Origin of the sequence: Amycolatopsis rhizosphaerae (assembly GCF_007713715.1) — a bacterium.
GTDB lineage: Bacteria > Actinomycetota > Actinomycetes > Mycobacteriales > Pseudonocardiaceae > Amycolatopsis_E > Amycolatopsis_E rhizosphaerae.
Genome location: NZ_VJWX01000680.1, coordinates 1 through 2,952, shown reverse-complemented (window position 1 = coordinate 2,952; position 2,952 = coordinate 1). Strand labels below are relative to the sequence as shown.

The 2,952-nt window shown below is 71.6% G+C and carries 3 protein-coding genes; 2 read left to right on the top strand and 1 reads right to left on the bottom strand.

Going from position 1 to position 2,952, the window contains the following annotated elements; translation table 11 throughout:
• Window positions 1-31 precede the first annotated feature (31 nt).
• Together FNH05_RS35415 and FNH05_RS35410 are read left to right on the top strand one after the other, a co-directional pair.
• A complete protein-coding gene (locus FNH05_RS35415; RefSeq protein WP_144593210.1) occupies window positions 32-1,066 on the top strand; it encodes an aldo/keto reductase in 1,035 nt (344 codons plus the stop codon).
• A gap of 4 nt (window positions 1,067-1,070) precedes the next feature.
• Complete coding sequence (locus tag FNH05_RS35410; protein WP_144593209.1) at window positions 1,071-2,168, top strand: winged helix DNA-binding domain-containing protein; 1,098 nt, start codon at window positions 1,071-1,073, stop codon at window positions 2,166-2,168.
• A gap of 41 nt (window positions 2,169-2,209) precedes the next feature.
• On the opposite strand, the gene FNH05_RS35405 is transcribed toward FNH05_RS35410, so the two are convergent.
• The gene (locus FNH05_RS35405; protein ID WP_144593208.1) at window positions 2,210-2,866 is read right to left on the bottom strand and encodes a response regulator; all 657 of its coding nucleotides are present in this window, start codon (window positions 2,864-2,866) and stop codon (window positions 2,210-2,212) included.
• Between the last annotated feature and the right edge of the window lie 86 nt (window positions 2,867-2,952).

Sequence of the window (2,952 nt, the reverse complement as noted above, 5' to 3'; positions counted from 1 at the left end):
GACCACGACCGACCACGCGATAGGACACTCCATGAGGATGCGCCCCCTCGGCCGCACCGGAATCCACGTCAGCCCCTACTGCCTCGGCACCATGCTGTTCGGCCAGAACGGCAACCCCGACCGTGACGACTGCGTCCGGATCATCCACCGGGCGCTGGACGCGGGAATCAACTTCGTCGACACCGCCGACGTGTACGGACCGCACGGTGTGACCGAAGAGATCGTGGGTGCCGCGCTCCAAGGCAGGCGCGACGACGTGGTGGTGGCCACCAAGGTCAACGGTCCGATGGGAGACGACGTCAACCGCCGCGGCAGCTCCCGGCGGTGGATCGTCACCGGGGTCGAGCATTCGCTGCGGCGCCTGCGGACCGACCACATCGACCTCTACCAGATCCACCACCCCGACCCGCAGACCGACATCGAGGAAACCCTGTCGGCGCTGACCGACCTCGTGCGCGCCGGCAAGGTCCGCGCCATCGGCACCTCCAACCTGCCCGCCTCCGAGATCGTCGAGGCGCAGTGGGCCGCCGACCGGCACGGATTGCAGCGCTTCCGCACCGAGCAGCCCACCTACTCCATCCTCAACCGCGGGATCGAGCGTGAGGTCCTGCCCGCCTGCCGGCGCTACGGCATGGGCGTGCTGGTGTGGAGCCCGCTGGCGATGGGCCTGCTCACCGGCCGCTACCGCAAGGGCGAGTCCGTGCGGAACGCGCAGCGGATGCGCTGGGTGCCCAGGCACATGACCGACGAGCGCAAACTCGACGCGGTCGAGGAACTCATCCCACTGGCCAAGGAGGCCGGCCTGTCGCTGACCCACCTGGCGGTGGCCTTCGCCATCAGCCACCCCGGGGTCACCTCGGCCATCATCGGCCCGCGCACCATGGAACAACTCGAGGACCTGCTGGCCGGCGCCGAGGTCACCCTCGACGACGAGATCCTCGACCGGATCGACCGGATCGTGCCGCCCGGAACCGACATCGGCCCGATCGACGTGTCCTATGTGCCACCCGCCATCGAACAGGCGGCGCTGCGCCGTCGGTCGGCCGGCGAGCGCGCGGCGGCATGACCCGATGACCGTGCTGGACACCCGGGCGCTCAACCGTGCGACGCTCGCCCGGCAGTTGCTGCTCGATCGCGCCGGCCTGCCGGTGCCCGACGCCGTGGCGCACCTGTGCGGCATGCAGGCCCAGGAGCCGCAGGAGCCGTTCGTCGGGCTGTGGGCGCGGCTGCGCGCCTTCGAGCCGGCCACCCTCGACGACGGGGTGACCGGCAGGCGGGTGGTGCGGACCCATCTCATGCGCCGCACGATCCACCTGGTCACCGCCGCCGACGCACTGGCATGGCGGGCCCGCCACGGCGCCATGCTGCGCCAACGGGTACTCGGGGTCTACCGCCGCGAGTTCGACGGGGTGGACCTCGACGAGCTCGCGGCGGCGGCACGGGCGATGCTGGCCGACGACGAGCCACGCACGATGGCCGAGCTCGGGCGGACACTCGGTGCGCGCTGGCCGTCCGCGGGACCACGGGCGCTGGGAGAGATGGTGATCGCCGCTCTCGTCCCAGTGGTGCAGCTGCCACCGCGCGGACTGTGGCGCAAGAAGGCGGGCGTGCGCACGGTATTGCTCTCCTCGTGGCTGGGGCGCGAGATCGACCCGCTTGCCCCGGAGGGTTCCGATCCGGTCGGCGAAGCGCTGGTACTGCGCTATCTGGCGGCGTTCGGACCCGCCGCCGTGGCCGATGTGCGCGCGTGGTCCGGCCTCGCCGGACTTCCCCACGCGGTCGCCGCACTCCGCGACAAGCTGGTCACCTTTCGCGACGAGCGTGGCCGGGAACTGATCGACCTCCCGGACGCGCCGCGCCCCGACCCCGACACACCCGCCCCGGTGCGGTTCCTGCCCGCGTTCGACAACGCGATCCTCGGCTACGACGACCGCAGCCGGATCATCGACGACGCCCACCGCGGGCTGTCCGTCGCCGGCGCGCGCGTCGTTCTGGTCGACGGCCGCGTCGCCGCGACCTGGACCGAGCAGGCGGGCACCGTGACCGTCACTCCGCTGCGCCGTTTCTCCCGGGCGGAGCACACCGCCGTCGCGGAGCAGGGGGCGGAACTGGCGTCGTTCCTCTCCGGCGACGACAGCCAACGCGTAGAGGTGAAAGCGCTTTCCTGACGGCTGGCAGCCGGCGAGGCGTCGGCGCGAGAGGTCCGCGGTCAGGTCACCAGGCCATGGCGGTAGGCGTAGACGACTGCCTGGACGCGGTCGCGCAGGTCGAGTTTGGCGAGGATGCGTGAGACGTAGGTCTTGACCGTCTCCTGGCTGATCACCAGGTTCGCGGCGATCTCGCTGTTGGAGAGGCCCTCCGCGATGAGGCGCAGGACTTCCAGCTCTCGCGGGGCCAGCCGGGACTCGGGTGTGCCCTCCACCGGCCGGATCCGTGCGGCGAACCGGCCGATGAGCCGGCGCGTCACTTCCGGCGCCAGCAACGCGGCACCCGTGGCGACGGTCCGGATGCCGTTCAGCAGCTGTCCCGGCGGGGCGTCTTTGAGGAGGAACCCGCTGGCGCCGGCACGCAGCGCTTCGTAGACGTATTCGTCGAGGTTGAACGTGGTCACCACGAGCACCTTGACCGGCTCGGTCACCCCGGCGCCTGCCAGCAGGCGGGTCGCCTCGATGCCGTCGAGGACCGGCATCCGCACGTCCATCACCACGACGTCGGGGCGAAGCCGGCCGGCGAGGTCGACGGCGGCGCGGCCGTCGCCGCACTCGCCGACCACCGCGAGGTCGGGCTGGGCGTCGATGATCGTCGTGAACCCGGTGCGGATCAGCGCCTGGTCGTCACACACGAGGACGCGGATCGGTGCGGTCACGAGGCGCTGCCCACGGGAATGCGGGCCCGCACCATGAACCCGCCGTCGTCCTGCCGTCCGGCCCGGAATTCGCCGCCGAGCACGCC